This is a genomic window from uncultured Ligilactobacillus sp. (assembly GCF_948826705.1).
In the GTDB taxonomy this organism is placed as follows: Bacteria; Bacillota; Bacilli; order Lactobacillales; family Lactobacillaceae; genus Ligilactobacillus.
In genome coordinates this window covers 1-1624 of the sequence record NZ_CAQLEL010000002.1, presented here as the reverse complement: position 1 = coordinate 1624, position 1624 = coordinate 1, and the positions used below count along the sequence as shown (strand labels likewise).

The following is a 1624-nucleotide window of genomic DNA, read 5'->3' as shown; positions in this document are numbered from 1 at the left end:
GAATTAACACCAAACGTAACTAAAGGTACAGATTATCAAGAAGGAACTGACTACGATGTAACAGGCGACGCTAAAGTGATCGATGGTTACTACTTGAAGGCAGTTTCTGATAACGCTAAGGGTACATTTGGTAAGGACAACGTAACGGTAACATTTACGTACGCACCATTAGGTAAAGTTATCCCAGTTGATCCAGAAGGTAACCCAATTCCAGACGTACCAAACCCACAATATCCAAACGATCCACAAGATCCAACTAAGGGTGGTACGACCCCAGTTCCTGAAATTCCAGGTATGACACCAGAAGTACCAAGTGTAACACCAGAAAACCCAGGTGAAGATACAAAGGTTGTTTACAACTATGATGACCAAAAAGCAACAATCAACTATATCGATGAAACAACAGGTCAAACACTCTCATCTGACAGTGTTACAGGTAAGAGTTCAGCTAAGATCGATTACTCGACAGCAGCTAAGATCAAGGAATTGACAGATAAAGGCTACGTCTTAGTAAGTGATGGTTTCCCAGCTGATGCAACATTTGATAACGATAAGAATACAGACCAAGTATTTGATGTTATCTTGAAGCATGGTGAAAAACCAGTTGGACCAAATGATCCACACGAACCAGGCACACCGATCAACCCTAACGATCCAGACGGTCCAAAATGGCCAGCCAAGGATCAATATAGCAAGGAATATACATCAACAGTTGAATTCGTTGATGATAAAGGCAACAAGATCCCTAATGTACCTGATGATGTTCAAACATCAACATGGACACGGACATTGATCGTTGATACTGTAACAGGTGAAGTTAAGAACCCTGATGAAGCTTGGAAGGCTGACAAAGATCAATATACTGCAGTCCCAGCAGTGGTAGTTCCAGGTTACTTTGCAGATAAAGCATCTGTTCCAGCTAAGGACACAGTTCAAGAAAATATCAAGGATCAAATCGTTTACACACCATTAGGTAAGGTAGTACCAGTTGATCCAGAAGGTAACCCAATTCCAGGTGCAGATCAACCACAATATCCTAACGATCCAAGTGATCCAACCAAGGGTGGCACAACACCGATCCCAGATGTTCCAGGATATCACCCACAAGATCCAGGTAAGACAACTGTCACACCAGATAAGCCAGGTGAAAATACACCAGTTGTTTACGTCAAAGATGATGTAGCTAAGTACTACTTAGCTGAAAAATTCGTCGATGAAGATGGTAATGAAGTAGCACCTTCAGTAATGAAGGGTACGGATTATCAAGAAGGATCAGACTACGATGTAACAGGTGACGCTAAAGTGATCGATGGTTACTACTTGAAGGCAGTGTCTGATAACGCTAAGGGTACATTTGGTAAGGATGACGTAACGGTAACATTTACGTACGCTAAGTTAGGTAAAGTTGTCCCAGTCGATCCAGACGGCAACCCGATTCCAAACGTACCAAACCCACAATATCCAAACGATCCAACAGACCCAAGCAAGGGTGGTACGACTCCAGTGCCAGAGATCCCAGGATATCGTCCAGTACCGTTGTATTTAAAGTATAATAGATATATTTCCCCTTTTTCTCATCATCAATCAGGCCGGCATGCCTTAAGATGGACAGATGATGGGAGAG

The 1624-nt window shown here is 42.5% G+C and carries 1 protein-coding gene; it reads left to right on the top strand.

Annotated elements, in window-relative coordinates:
• A partial coding sequence (locus Q9Q35_RS00160; RefSeq protein WP_304651605.1) for a MucBP domain-containing protein occupies positions 1-1624 on the top strand: 1624 nt, incomplete at both ends.